At 44.8% G+C, this 13,052-nt stretch carries 14 protein-coding genes; 4 read left to right on the forward strand and 10 right to left on the reverse strand.

Annotated elements, in window-relative coordinates; all coding sequences use genetic code 11:
* Positions 1-41 precede the first annotated feature (41 nt).
* On the reverse strand, positions 42-365 hold the full coding sequence (locus FHS16_RS14165; RefSeq protein ID WP_183563230.1) for a carboxymuconolactone decarboxylase family protein: 324 nt from the start codon (positions 363-365) through the stop codon (positions 42-44).
* 1 nt (position 366) lies between these two features.
* Positions 367-771 carry a tautomerase family protein gene (locus FHS16_RS14170; RefSeq protein ID WP_183563233.1) on the reverse strand — a complete coding sequence of 135 codons (405 nt, stop codon included), beginning with the start codon at positions 769-771 and terminating at the stop codon, positions 367-369.
* Positions 772-879: 108 nt separating this feature from the next.
* Between FHS16_RS14170 and FHS16_RS14175 the strand changes: the two genes are divergently transcribed.
* Entirely contained in the window at positions 880-1,764 is an 885-nt protein-coding gene (locus tag FHS16_RS14175; RefSeq protein WP_183563236.1) for a LysR family transcriptional regulator, read from the forward strand.
* A gap of 130 nt (positions 1,765-1,894) precedes the next feature.
* Here FHS16_RS14175 and FHS16_RS14180 read toward each other — a convergent pair whose 3' ends face one another.
* The 4 genes from FHS16_RS14180 to FHS16_RS14195 all read right to left on the reverse strand — a co-directional run bounded on the left by FHS16_RS14180 (position 1,895) and on the right by FHS16_RS14195 (position 6,049).
* Positions 1,895-2,746 carry a DUF5666 domain-containing protein gene (locus tag FHS16_RS14180; RefSeq protein WP_183563239.1) on the reverse strand — a complete coding sequence of 284 codons (852 nt, stop codon included), beginning with the start codon at positions 2,744-2,746 and terminating at the stop codon, positions 1,895-1,897.
* Positions 2,727-3,224: an RNA polymerase sigma factor gene (locus FHS16_RS14185; protein WP_183563242.1), complete on the reverse strand. Its 498-nt coding sequence runs from the start codon at positions 3,222-3,224 to the stop codon at positions 2,727-2,729. Before FHS16_RS14185 ends, FHS16_RS14180 begins: the two co-directional genes overlap by 20 nt.
* Positions 3,225-3,597: 373 nt before the next feature.
* Entirely contained in the window at positions 3,598-5,334 is a 1,737-nt protein-coding gene (locus tag FHS16_RS32450) for a HAMP domain-containing sensor histidine kinase (RefSeq protein WP_183563245.1), read from the reverse strand.
* Positions 5,324-6,049, reverse strand: coding sequence for a response regulator transcription factor (locus tag FHS16_RS14195; RefSeq protein WP_183563248.1), 726 nt, complete (start codon positions 6,047-6,049; stop codon positions 5,324-5,326). Before FHS16_RS14195 ends, FHS16_RS32450 begins: the two co-directional genes overlap by 11 nt.
* A 195-nt stretch (positions 6,050-6,244) precedes the next feature.
* Here FHS16_RS14195 and FHS16_RS14200 point away from each other — a divergent pair, with 195 nt between their 5' ends.
* Positions 6,245-7,273, forward strand: a complete 1,029-nt coding sequence (locus FHS16_RS14200) for a M23 family metallopeptidase (protein ID WP_183563251.1) — start codon at positions 6,245-6,247, stop codon at positions 7,271-7,273.
* Between the two features lie 15 nt (positions 7,274-7,288).
* Positions 7,289-8,062: an alpha/beta fold hydrolase gene (locus FHS16_RS14205; RefSeq protein ID WP_246431751.1), complete on the forward strand. Its 774-nt coding sequence runs from the start codon at positions 7,289-7,291 to the stop codon at positions 8,060-8,062.
* A gap of 138 nt (positions 8,063-8,200) precedes the next feature.
* Here FHS16_RS14205 and FHS16_RS14210 read toward each other — a convergent pair whose 3' ends face one another.
* The 3 genes from FHS16_RS14210 to FHS16_RS14220 are packed head-to-tail and all read right to left on the reverse strand — an operon-like array spanning position 8,201 to position 10,394.
* A complete protein-coding gene (locus FHS16_RS14210) occupies positions 8,201-8,632 on the reverse strand; it encodes a hypothetical protein (RefSeq protein ID WP_183563254.1) in 432 nt (143 codons plus the stop codon).
* Positions 8,633-8,642: 10 nt separating this feature from the next.
* The gene (locus tag FHS16_RS14215; RefSeq protein WP_183563257.1) at positions 8,643-9,182 is read right to left on the reverse strand and encodes a LytTR family DNA-binding domain-containing protein; all 540 of its coding nucleotides are present in this window, start codon (positions 9,180-9,182) and stop codon (positions 8,643-8,645) included.
* A gap of 30 nt (positions 9,183-9,212) precedes the next feature.
* On the reverse strand, positions 9,213-10,394 hold the full coding sequence (locus tag FHS16_RS14220) for a serine hydrolase domain-containing protein (protein ID WP_183563260.1): 1,182 nt from the start codon (positions 10,392-10,394) through the stop codon (positions 9,213-9,215).
* 237 nt (positions 10,395-10,631) lie between these two features.
* Between FHS16_RS14220 and FHS16_RS14225 the strand changes: the two genes are divergently transcribed.
* A complete protein-coding gene (locus tag FHS16_RS14225; RefSeq protein ID WP_183563263.1) occupies positions 10,632-12,011 on the forward strand; it encodes an SMI1/KNR4 family protein in 1,380 nt (459 codons plus the stop codon).
* Between the two features lie 274 nt (positions 12,012-12,285).
* On the opposite strand, the gene FHS16_RS14230 is transcribed toward FHS16_RS14225, so the two are convergent.
* The gene (locus FHS16_RS14230; protein ID WP_183563266.1) at positions 12,286-12,783 is read right to left on the reverse strand and encodes a DinB family protein; all 498 of its coding nucleotides are present in this window, start codon (positions 12,781-12,783) and stop codon (positions 12,286-12,288) included.
* Positions 12,784-13,052 lie beyond the last annotated feature (269 nt).

Genomic DNA, 13,052 nt, shown 5'->3' on the forward strand with positions numbered 1-13,052 from the left:
ATAAAAAAACGGCAAACTTCTATTCCTACCCTATACTTTATCTATTCTCCAAAAACAGCTTTCGCAACCTGAAGTGCTGAAGCCGTGCGCGGCCATCCCGTATAAAAGGCTAGGTGCGTCATGACCTCCACCAGCTCATCTTGTGCCACCCCGTTCTCTACAGCTAATCGCAAATGATAGGTAAGCTGCTCGCTCATGCCTCCCGCCACAATCGCGGCAACCGTAACTATGCTGCGATCCCTGAGCGATAATTGCTCCCTTCGCCAGAGATCCCCGAACAACACGTTTTCCGAATACGCGACGAATGCCGGAGCTATGTCTCCGAACGACTCCCGTGCGCTGGACTTAAATTTCCGATGCGCCATGTCATGCCTCCCCGGCTGTTCGTTGCAGCATTTGGGCGATTCCGTTGCCGAACGACCAATCCTCGAACTCCGTATCGACAAGAACGATGAAGATATCTTCTTTCCGCATGGGAAGCCTCTTTGATAATTGTTCAGCCAAGCAACCGTAAAAACTTTCTTTCTGCCTCGTCGTTCTGCCGGACTTGAGCGTAATTTGAATGTAGAGCAGTGCATCGCTTCGTTCAATGTTTAAATACTGTTTGCTGTAATAGAATTGCCCTGCTTGATGGGCATGGAACACCTGGAACAGATCGTCTTCCGGCACATTGAAATGTTGAACCAGCGCGCCCATAATCGAGCAGCTGATTCGCTCCAATTGCTTGTTATCATACAAATGCTCCAAGTAGCTAACCCTAACAAATGGCATAGTCACCACTCCTTCATTAAGATAGCTTTATTTTACTTGGCTTTTTATTATTTATATAATTGAATAAGATGATAATCTTCATCCATTATTTCGATCGAGGTGATTGAATTGGATTTAAGAGAGATGGTTGCTTTCCAAACGATACTTGAAGAGGGAACCTTCTCCCGGGCAGCCCAAAAATTAAATTATGCGCAATCGACTATAACGAATCAAATTCAACGTTTGGAGAAGCACATTGGCGTGCAGCTATTCAAACGGGGCTGGGACGCGGAATTAACGAGCGCCGGTCGAGTGCTTGCGGCAGAAATCGGCAAGCTCATTCAACATTGGAACGATGTATCCGAACTAGCCAAGGGTCTGCAGCAAGACGAGATAGGCAGCCTGCGGATCGGAGGAATCGAGTCCATAATGGATGGCGTTCTTCCGAATGCCTTGCGAGCCTTTCATGCGCATAAGCCTAAAATGACCTGTCAAATTGCTATGGGGAATACCGACTATTTATCGCGATTGATCCTTCAAGACGAGCTTGATTTCGCTATTTGCGGTGAGCCTGCCGATGGGGCTTCTTTTTATTTTGAACCTTTGTTTCAAGAGAAAATTAGTTTTGTCGTAGACCGTAAACATCCGCTTTGTGAAAAAGTTGATATTTCCTTCCTGGATATTCTAGGTTACTCCGTTATAACCGGAGGGCCTACTTGCCTCTATTATTTGTATTTGGCTAAGCAGCTTTCCAGATATGAAGCAGCGCCGCCTCGTCTAAACACAGTTAGCCAGATTTCTGCAATCCCGCATTTCATTAAGCAAACGCTCGACGTCGGTGTCGTGCTGGCTTCAACTCTCCTAATCCCCGAGGTAAAGAGAATTGATGTCGAATTACAGGATCCTTTTATTCTCGTAGGCTTATTGCAGCCTCGTGGCAGAGCGTATCCGTCTGCATCCTCCAAGGAGCTTCTCATATCGATTATAAGGGAAGAGATCGGATCTCCAAGTTAAGAGCAGCGAACACAAAAAAGAACATTCCCCCTATGGAAATGTTCTTAGAACATGCAATGTTCAGAAGCCTTTATGCGTAGTAAACGATTGTTTTGCCGACTTCATGCTAATGTGCGCTATGCTGATTCGCTTATTTTTGGGGAACCATATTGTTGTAAATGTTCGTTGCATTCACTTTTCCTGTACCGACATCCTCAGTCGTAAATCCGGACACAATATTGCCGACTTTGAATTCTTTTTGCAGCAGCTCTTCAGATGGCTCAGCAGCCGTCGGGCCTCCGATTCCAAGTTCGGTATCTGGCGTTACCGTTACCCACAAATCGCCAACCTTGAAGCTATTTCCGTCTACGCTTACTTCCGTAATCACGCCTTCAATATTGACTGCCGCTTTGCCTGTAGTTGGCGGGTTCACGCCAGCGTCCTTCTGCGGAGCCATGTTGTTGTAGATCACATCTGCAGTGACTTTGCCGGTGCTGACATCCTGAGAAGTGTATCCAGTCACGATATTGCCGACTTTGAACTCTTTCTGCAGCAGCTCTTCGGAGGGCTCAGCAGCTGTTGGTCCTTTAATTCCCAATTCGGTTTCTGGAGCTACTGTTACCCACAAATCGCCTACTTTGAAGCTTTTACCATCTGCGCTTACTTCAGAGATGACACCTTCAATATTGACCGACGCCTTACCCGAAATCGGAGGCTGTGTTATGCCAGTCGTAGGCTGAGGTGTTACAGTCGGGGCATTCTGGTTCATGGTGAAAATACTAACCGACAATACCGCACAAGCTGCAATTCCGACTGTCCAACCCGCTAATGTTTTTTTCTTTGCTCTTTCCATTTTAAACCGCTCCTTTTGATTGCTATGATTGGTTTCAGTTGTTTGAGTTGTCTTGTCCAATTCCTGCATTAGCTTCTGATAGGTCTCTTCTTTGAAATCCTCACTTGTTTTCACACGGGACATTGCGGATTTATAAACAGATTTCTTCATCCTCAAGGCCTCCAATCTTCTCTTTTAAGATTAACCGTCCTCTTGCCAGCCATGTTCCCACCGTTGCAGGCTTAGATTGCAAAATAGCTGCAATTTCCTGAATGGAATATCCTTCGTAATAGTGCAAATGTATCGGAATGCGATATTTCTTGTCCAAGGCCAGTACGGCCTGCAAAACATCATTTTCTTCCCTCGGGAGGTAGCTCAAATCTTCGGGAACAGGGTTCCTGCTTTTGAACCATCCGGTTTTAAGCATATTTTTGCTTTTGTTAATGGTCGTACGAATCAGCCATGCTTTTTCGTGTTCGCTATTTTCAAATACAGGGCGCTTCTGCAAGTAGGCGAGAAATACTTCCTGTGCCACTTCTTCCGCGTCAGCTATATTTTTCAAGTATGCAAAGGCAATTTTAATTAAGCTTTGTGAATGTAGATCCAAGGCCTGCCGCACAGATTCATTGAGCTCTAATGAATTGTACACCTCAGCACCCCCTTTCACTATGAATACAACTGAGAACCCTCATATTTTTCGTTGCGGAAAATATTTTTTTAGCATACGGCTATTTCCATTAAAATAAACGTTTGGCTGGAAGGAAAACAACCAGATTATCCGCTCCATACGGCTGCACAACCATTTTTTATCTATAGACGCAAAAAAAGCGCAAAAGATACACAAGTGTCCTTCGGCGCTCCATTTACTTTCAATTAAACCTTTTCACCGAGACCAAAGCAGCAGCGAGTGTGGGTACAAACAATACGCTTGCGGCCATAGCAGTAAGCTTGCCCATTCGCCTGCGACTAGAAAACGAAGCATAGCCCCGCTACTTGGATCTTGGTCTGCATTCAAGCTGCGTTCAAGAATCCCAAATTATACTGATCACTGTGCCTTGGCCCATTCTCGAGTTGACTTGGATCCGCCCACCCATTGCATGTACCAGCTCTTTGGTAACAGCCATTCCAAGACCGCTGCCCTCCACTTCGCTATCCGTGTTCGTTCCGCGGTAATAACGGTCGAATAGTCGATCCATTGTCTGCTCGTCAATCCCCTGGCCGTTGTCCCGAAAGTACATTCGCCATCCCTTTTCCGAGAACTTAACCAATTCAATGTCTATCCTGGTGCCTGGCGGATTATGTATAAGCCCATTGGCAACAATATTTTCAATGATCCGATCAAACCATGGCCTGTAAACGGCAGCAAAAATAGGTACGGACGGCGTAGAACAATGAACCGTTCTATCTTCATATGCCGGATACGCAGCAGCCCGCGAGACAGATTCGGTTAATAGCATGCCAATGTCCATTGACTCGAACGAAACATGCATTTCACCGCTTCTAAGCCGGTACGTTAGCGCTAGATCATTGATGAGTTTGTCCATATACGCCGTCTTCTCCAATATCGTTGACGCAAACCGCCGTACCTCCTCCTCGGACCAGCTATATTTCTCAGCCTCCAGCATATGCGCGTACCCTTGTATAGAAGCAAGCGGCGTCTTCATATCATGCGTAACGCCTGCGATCCACTCTTCTCTGTTCCGCTGGGTTTGCTCCGCGGCATTGCTCCCTGCATGAAGCCTTACAGCAAGTGCATGAATGGATTCTATGACTTCTTCAAAGATGCGGTACTTGCGCTTCCAATTCCCCTTGCTGTTTCTGCTTTTCCCGTTGCTATCCTCGGTATAATCGCCTTGCCCCAGCCTTTGTATCCACCCAAGCATATAAAGAATTGGCGTTCCAAACCGGTTTGCGTACCAGAGGGAAAGCAGGATAAACACGATAAATGATGAGAAAAGAAAAGCGGCAATTCCGATGATTATAACCTGGACTTCCGATTGTACAAACGGGGCAAGACCTGCTTGATTTTCGGTTTTGCTCATTGGATATTGAATAACCCAAGTCAGACCAGTCTTACTCTGATATTGCGTATCCATAGCTGTGCCGTAATAAACCTGATTATGGGCTCTCATTGCTAATTCCTGCAGCGTATAAGATGTCATAGCATCTGCAGGCTTCTTCCAAGCTGCGATCTCCGTTCCTTCACGGTCAAGCACTTGAACAAAGCCACCTATTTTATTTAGCAAATCCACCGAGCTGTCTGTAAATACAATCGTACGGTCCACGATATGTCCATCATCAATAATCCGTTGGAGCAAATCCTCTGTTTTGGACCGTGAGCCATAAAGCAACGTATATAAATGCCCATCCTTTTCTTGAATCCACAGCCCTAGCTTATAGGGAAACGGCTCGTTGCCAATCCAGTAATCGATGAGTTGCCCAGGTAAATAACGAGCTGGCAAGTCATTCGGAGTATTAAAGGACTGAAGGACATTACCCTTCCCATCCAGACTTTGCAGCCAACCTCCGTCATCCCGAAGCTGCTGCAGCAGCTTCGGATCTACGATTAGCCCTTGCGAGTCAATGCCCGCTCCCGAGATCAGACGCGATAATCCTATTGGGGCAAAATTTCGGCTAACCTCAATAGCTTCGAACTCCCCCAGCATCCATACCACAATGACTGCAGCTAAAAGTACCAGCATTGCCCCAGCGGCTGCCATTTGCAGCGCAAATCTTATCGCCAGTCTTTTACGAATCACCTGAATCTTCTCCTTGCGGCAGGATTAGCTTATAGCCCATTCCTCTAACATTAACAAGGTACTGCGGCTTTGACGGGTCTCGCTCAATTCTCTCCCGTATGCGATGAATATGGACCATGACGGTATTGTCATCACTGTACATTTCCTCTCCCCATACTCGTTCATAAAGCTCGCTCTTGCTGAATATCCGGTTAGGATGCTCACAGAAAAACAAGAGAAGCTGGAAAACGAGTGCCGGACAAGGCGATACACGACCTTCTACCGTCAGTGTTGCTTCAGATGCGTCTAATTGAAAGCGGCCAATCTTAAAAATCCGGGAGGGCTGGTGATTTTGCAGACGACTCTGCAAGTACCTGCGCAGCTGGGCTTGCATTCTTGCAACAACCTCGAGTGGATTAAAAGGCTTGGTTATGTAATCATCCCCGCCGACGGCAAACCCCGTAAGCTTATCGAAATCTGAAGTTCTGGCCGTTAGGAACAAGATTGGCGCATCCGTAGTGCGACGTATAAACGGACAAATGTCCAGACCGCTTCGACCGGGCATCGTAACATCAAGAAGCACAATATCATACCGTTTACGTTCACATGAGGCAAGCGCCGATTCACCGTCAAAAAAAGTGTCGATATGAGAAAAACCTTCTTTGCGCAAAACGGTCTCCATGATATCTACAATTGCACGTTCATCATCAACAATGAGTATATTAACGTTCTTCATTACCATCACCCCAACAAAAGATATGTTTATTCTATCATGTGTAGATTGCCATACGGGAAATGGAATCTTAACGCAGCCTTAATTTTCAACCATAATTGCAAATCATGTTTAACTGGAATTTATTTTCGGTTAGAGGCGGCGTAAGTTTCATGCATTATACTGACCTAAGACATTAGAAAGGGGGACATTCTTGAGATGAAGAAGAGCAAAGCAGGACATATATCCCACCCGGGAGCTATCATCATAACTGCGTTCACATGCATGCTGATTCTGGCAAGCTGCATCAGCGATGGCGAAAGGAATAAGGAGGCGAATAGCGTGACCGCTCAAAAAGAAGAGATAAAGGATAGCCTGAAGCGAATTGGCGGAGAGGACATTGCAACTGCATTACTTGCGGGTGAATATGAACGTTTATATACTCAGTTTAGCAATCCGTTGAAAGACGTCGTCACGCTTAAAGACTTCCGTTCCATGGGCCAAGACTTCGTATCCGACATTCATTCATTCAAGCTCACATCGAAATTGCAGCTTAATGGCCAGGAATCCATCGTTTGGGACGGCCAAACGGGGAATAAAGGATTGACGGCAGCCATAGATGAGAAAGGGACAATCAACGGTATCCAGATTATTCAGCATTCCTCATATCCGCAGACCGATGAAGCCTATTCCAAGACGGAATTCCATTTCCCTTTTCAAGGAGAATGGCTTGTTTTCTGGGGAGGAAAAAATACATTTATCAACTACCACTACGAGTACGAACCCGTTCGCTATGCATACGACTTTGTGGTAGAAAAAAACAGTTATTCCTATGAGGGTGATCCAACCGTTAACGAAAGCTACTATGCCTTCGATGAAGATGTTCTGGCACCAGCTGAGGGTGTGGTGGCAGCAGCAGTTGATGGTATATTGGATAACGATCCCGTAGGCACAGTTAATGAAGATCAGCCTGCAGGAAATATGGTCACGATACGGCATAGCAATGGGGAATATAGTACGATTGCCCATCTGAAAAAAGGCTCCGTAACAGTGAAAACGGGGGATACCGTTGCTGCGGGACAGCTCATCGGGAAATGCGGCAATTCGGGAAACTCTACAGAGCCCCATATCCATTTTCAAGCATCTGCCCCAGCGGATGAAGCAAATCATGCTACCATTCCGATCTTATTCAAGGACCATATACAGCCGATTCGCGGTGATAAGGTGACGGGATCTATCCATTCATAATAAAAAGGTGGCACTATGATGAAATTCATTCCTAAAGCTAAGACTCATACGCCAAGCGGGATGATGGAATACGCACAATCGATTAAGGAAGGTCCCGCTGTCATTCTCATTAACGGGGGAAGCGGCCCTATAGAAGGCTGGTACAAAATTTTTCATGAACTAGCAGAGACAGCTACCGTCGTGGCATATAATCGATTAGGTGTTGGCGGCAGTGATAAGCCGTCAACTCCCCAGCATGGGGAGACTATTGTAACCGCACTTCGTCAGTTACTCGCGGAAATGAGCATCCGTCCTCCCTACATTCTCGTTGGACACTCCTTAGGAGGATTATATGCCAACCTGTTCGCAAGACAATTCCGAGACGAAATAGCGGGCGTTGTGCTGCTGGACTCCAGCCACCCGCAAGATTTAGGCATAAATGAAACACAAAATCCATTCATCAAGAGGATTAACCGGATATTAGGAATGTTTGATTCATTCTCTTTAGGGCGCAAGTGGAGCGAGGTTAACTTTGTGGAAGAAACCGTGGCGCAAATTGAAAAAGCAGGCTCCTTCCCCGATATTCCTCTTGTTGTTGTATCCGGAGGCAAAAAACCGCCCATGATGCCTGAACATGTCATGGAGATACGAGCAAACAACCAATTAGATTTCGTCCGGTTAAGCAAACAGGGCCAACATATAATAGCTCACCGAAGCGGGCACTTCCCGCAGCTAACAGAGCCTGATATTGTTATCCGTGCGGTTCTGGACTGTATTCAAATGGCAAGAAAGAATCTGCTAAGGGAATAAGCCATTAGATTCCTCTTGGCTCACTTATGTCCACAGAGTGACTCATGGAACAACGGAGTAACAAGACGAGGTTGAAAAGGACCTTTCAGCTCCACTTTTATAGTGATGTAGAAGGGTCCTTTGCGTATGTGACATAGCTTATTTATCTTTTATCCATGCCTTGAAGGTTTTCAATTTATTCTGAGCTCGCCGATACATCAAATAATCAAATAAATTTGCTAGGCATATAATACCCAGCACAATCAGTAATACCTTCATAAATTGCTGCTTAATCTCCATGTCACTGCTTGTTATCAACATTAAGGCTGCCAGAATGAATATTGTTACTACTAATGCAATGAGGTTATTGATAAAGAAGTACACTCGAGCATTTGCGATACTAATCGGGAGTATGGCCGTTAGCCATTCTGTAATAAAACCAATAATAAATCCAATGCTTCCGCTCGCTAATATGGTTAGAATTTTATAGCTGACCAACACCTCTGTACGATCGTAGAACTGCAGCACAATGCCCATAAAAATTCCGAGAAAAAAAGATTTTATAATATTTTCTAGATTTATTTTTTCCATTATGCTTCTCCTACATCTTGAGTGTGTTTCTAAGCTTTTTTGAATACATTTTGGATACTTCCAGTTCAGCTAAATTATCCATTCTAAGGACATACCTTGAATTAAACCAAGGAATAATTTCTTTTACGTGCAGCAAATTAACGAGTTGTGATTTATTGATACGTATAAATCCTTTTGCCGCCCAAATGCCCTCATAATATTGCAACGTTTCTTTGATGCTGTAGTGATTAGACTTTGTATAAGCCATCATGCCTTCTGGACCTGCTTCTAGATATAAAATATCCCTTGGTTCAATAACGGCAAACTTATTATCGCTTAAGCCTGTGAGCGTATTCATATAATGTATGTCTTCTCGAACGCCGGAGACCAACAGCTTGACTACATCCATGTAATCAATCGCATCGAATACAACACTAAGCTTTCCGCTAGGTATGCCATATCCATTCTCAACGAGTACCAACCCGCCGTCTTGCTCGATTTCTATTTGGTATTTGGATAATTCTTGCTTCAACTTCTCATAAACCTTATTTGAACACAATAATTGAACCATCTTATCTCCTAATGACGCCATTTGGATTGTTTATTCAACTATCATCCTATCATAAATCATTCTTATTTTTACTAATTCTTCTATCCCTTTTTCCGCAAAATCAAGCGATCCAAAATTAGCAATGAAAAAGGTATCCTTTTTCTTGTCATATAATATATAAGTCCCTGTTGCTCCGACACCGCCATATACATTCGTCATGGAGCCAAGCAGGAATGACAGCTCGCTAAAGTCAAAATACATCATCCCCATGCCGTAATAAATTCCCTTTTCGTAGCGTTGGTTAAACTCAGTCATCTGTTTATACACTTCGTCAGACAGTAAATTCCCCTTTTCCAAAGCTCTCATGAACGTTAACAAGTCATTCATAGTCGTTACTACACCACCTCCTGACCAGTCAATCGATAATGCGTTTTTGGCGCTATAATCGATGCCGTTCAAGTAAACCCCTAGAATATCGGCCGGTTCATCATGATAAAACATTAAATAGCTATCCTTCATGCCTAATGGCCCGAATATTCGCTCCTCTAAGATATCGGAGTAAGGTTTTTCCTCGATTGCTTCCAGAATAAGTCCAAGCAATATATATCCCGTATCCGAATAATTAAATTGTTGACCAGGCTGTCCGACAGGCTCCTGATTTTCCCTAGTAAATGCAATCAACTCATTGGGAGTGAATGAAAGGTCCGGATTGGTTGTGATTATTTCCAATATTGGTTTCCCGCTTTTGACTGGACCTTCGAAATAATCGGCGACCCCCGATGTATGGCTCAGTAAATGTTTGACTGTCACTTGATCACTATAATCTATGCCGTCGATTACAAATAACCCCTTTAGAATGTCGGGAGCTAGCCAAGAACTGATTTTATCGTCATAACTCATTTCACCGTTATCTACTAGCAATCCATAAACAACAGCACACATCGTTTTGCCGACACTTGCTGCATGATATTGACTATTGGTTTGAGCAGGCTGATCTGAAATATGATTTTTAGTGCCTACTGCAAATTGCTCCATGTAGTCTGTCTGGTCAGATTGTATGGTCAATAACACGCTCGATAACGAATCATTTTTTTCGAGTACCTTTGTGATATGTTTATCAATCTTTTCATGAACGGCCTCTTTCGATATCGACCGATTCAAAAACGCCAATAAACCAATTCCAACTGCAACCAAGACGATTAAACCAACCAATATTCTAATTCCTATTTTCATGTTGACCACCCTTCGCGCAATGTCGTTTATATCCATTAATCTAAGCGATGGTGTATGTATGAGGAACGCTTTTGCCCCAAGCGGTCGTAATTGAAGGTTAACATGACTTTTGGGCGGTCTAACAATAGACCTTGATTTTTGCCGAATGGATTGGCTCCATCGCCAATTTCCGTATACAACCTTATATCTGGTAATATAGAGAAAATTATATTTTCACTTGGGAGGCAGAAGAAAACGATGAAAGAGGAGCCAAGCGTACAAATTATGCAGTGGCACAACGATAGCGAACACCAGCAAATTATTGACATGCTGATGAAAATTCCTCCTGCGGACAGGGATTACGATATGGTCAGCAGCATGGGCCGGGCGTATAACAATCTAAGTTTGTATGAAGAAGCGCTCGAACAGTTTGCTTTCATTGCTGAACAGGGAAAAACTGATCCTTTATGGTATTTTCGCGTAGGGTACTCCTATTACTATATGAAGCGTTATGAAGAAGCGGTAGATGTGCTGCACACCGCTCTGGAGCTGGATCCTGACGATCAACATTCAGCCCGGTTGCTAGACTTAGGCCGTCATAAATTACAGAAGCAACAAAAAGCCGAAGCCCGGCGAACAATCAGTAGGCATCAGAAGGATTTGGAATCGCCTCCATTTGAAGGAATGGATCTCGACAGCTTCTGGGAAGACAGTGCCTATGCCAGAGATCAATATGTTTCTGAGCCGCCTACGGATGAGCTAATTGCTTCCGTGGAAGAAGAACTCGGCTATAAGCTGCCAGCAGCCTATATTGCTCTTATGAAGCATCAGAACGGAGGAATTCCCCATCGCACATCCTTTCCGACAGATGAAGCCACCTCTTGGGCTGAGGATCATATTGCCATAACTGGAATTATGGGAATTGGACGCGACAAAAGCTATGCGATCTGCGGTGACCTCGGCAGCCCGTTTATGATTGAAGAGTGGGGCTATCCGCATATCGGTGTGGTGATTTGCGACTGCCCTTCGGCAGGTCATGATGTCGTAATGTTGGATTACAGGCACTGCGGAAAGGACGGCGAACCAGAAGTCATCCATGTCGATCAGGAGGATGATTACGAGATTACGTTTTTGGCATCGGACTTCGAGACGTTCATTCGCGGGCTGGTGAGCGACGAGGAATACGACACTTCTGAAGAGGATAAAGAGGAGGATCTGCGTAAAGTAGCAGAAGGTACATTCTCGCCACTTCTGGCAGAGCTCTGCGATAATGCCTCTGAGGTGGACGATCTGGAGCCCACTATTCGCAGTATCTGTACCCGGATTGTTCAGGAGAAAGGCCATTTCTCATTTCATGCGGATGAGCTGTCTCATCTCATGTACGATGTGCAGTTTTGGCTATACACTCACTCGTACCCGGCTACAAGTCGTCAGCTGTATTTAGATACCTATAGTCAAATCATTGCTTTTGGCGGCGAATTCGGACAAGGCGGATATGCTCCCGGCTTCATCAGCGATTGGCTGGATGGGCGAATTCGGGAAGGCCTTATCATTCACGAGAACGGAGCTTTCCGTTTCACAGACGAGGCGCTCAGCGCTGTAATTGCAAAATTTATTGCAGAAGGAGGAGTTGCATAGGCATTGGAAGCTGAAGGAAAAATGAAAAACGTGGGTCCATATACATACCATCCCGGTAACAGTTAGCACTGCTTAGATTACGGGTTCGCTGGAAAGTCTAACCACGGTGATAACGCACGCAAGCTCAACTACTTTGACTAAAAAATTGCCGTAACTTATGAAACGGCTGACCCTATCACAAGCAGGGCGAAAGATGAAGGCACCCACTCGAGCGCCTTCATCTTTCGAATACATAATCTTTTCATTATAGTGAATGCTTGTGATGGGCGCCCACTCAAAGTGGTGGTGTTACTCCAAGTTGCGCCCACCCCTCCTTGGAAGGACCATATACTGCGGGTATAAGTAATCCCGCTTGGCGCATTAGCACTGTAACCTGTCCCCGATGATGAACGATGTGCTTAATCAATCCCATAAAGATCGTCGCGTTGGACTCTATTCTTCCGAATGCCTTTTGATTTTGTTTTAACGTGTCATCCGTCCATTGCTCCTGAAGAGCATTCGTTACCTGGGAGCTTATTGTTTGAAAAGCTTCCGTTATTTCCTTTGCGGCTGGCACTTCGCTCGGATTTGGCACTTTTGCTACGGAGACTCCAAAGTCCGTTAAATAATCCGGAATGTTTGTAACAAAATGCCATGCGATTCTTCCCAACGTGCGTCCTTCCGGATAAACCTGCTGCAAGAGCGCTTCATCGGTCAAGCTGTCTAATACCTTCTGAGTCAATACCGCCTCGCGCTTCCACTCCATTATCAAATCTTCGACTGTACCATACATCTAGTCGTCACTCCTCTTTGTTCAACTCTAATCTGCCACAAATCTATAATAACCGCTAATAGTGACAGCTATTGTCATTGTTACATACACTTTTAGCACCTATGTTAAAAACCATGGTGGTTCATTTCAGCTTCTTTCCCGCTTCATGCGCCACAAAAAAAGACAGCATTCCCGTGGATGCTGTCTTTTGAATAAACATAGGTTTCACTTAAAGCTGAAACTCCTTTACGATGCCGTTTATTATAATCATCGTCCACGTCAGCCTCACG

Origin of the sequence: Paenibacillus endophyticus, assembly GCF_014192395.1 — a bacterium.
Taxonomy (GTDB): Bacteria; Bacillota; Bacilli; order Paenibacillales; family Paenibacillaceae; genus Pristimantibacillus; species Pristimantibacillus endophyticus.